Annotated in this window: 1 protein-coding gene; it reads left to right on the top strand. The window is 64.3% G+C overall.

From position 1 onward, the window contains the following. Positions 1 to 34: 34 nt before the first annotated feature. On the top strand, positions 35 to 701 hold a 667-nt coding region (locus AC1DYI_RS37635; RefSeq protein ID WP_477209148.1), incomplete at its 3' end, for a transposase.

Raw genomic sequence — 701 nt, 5'->3', positions numbered from 1 at the left:
GTTGCGCACCTTGCCCAAAGGGGCCAAGGTAGCCGTGGARTCCACGGGCSAGTGCCATCTGACGCTGGTGCGCCAAGCCGTTCGCCTGGGCRTCACGGTGTATGTCCTGAACGCCCGTGACGTGTACTTCTACGCCAAGGCGCTGGGTATGCGGGCCAAGACCGATCGGGTGGACGCCCGTGTGATTGCACGRTACCTGGCCGAGCATCAYGCTCAGCTGCGCCCGTACCAGYCGCCCTCGCCAGTGCAGGCTGAGATCGAGCAGCTACTGGGTCAGCGCYGGGTAGCCGTGACCAAGCGCACTGCRCTGCGTCAGGCGTTGCGCGGTAGTCCAGCCATTGASCAGCAGGTCCAGCACCTGGATGCCGGCTTCGACAGCCTGCTGCAGGCGATCGATCAGCGMATTGAGCAACTGATCGACGCGGACTCTGCCCTCAAAGCSAGCCAGCGGCGGCTGTTGAGCATCACCGGTGTGGGCTCGCAAGCCAGTGCGCTGCTGAGCAGCCTGTTGGCGCGGTTGCAGTTCGTCAGCGYTGATGCCTTGGTCGCCTTCAGTGGCTTGGACCCTCGGGCGCACGACTCAGGGCGCAGCCACGGCAAGCGAAGACTGTCCAAGCGTGGATCGCCTGACTTGCGTCGCCAGATGTACATGGCGGCCATGTCGGCCTCTCACAGCAAGGTGTTCAGTCCCCTGTACCAAC

It is taken from the genome of Ideonella sp. P3_A4 (assembly GCF_056403075.1).
This window is presented reverse-complemented; position numbering and strand designations above follow the sequence as displayed.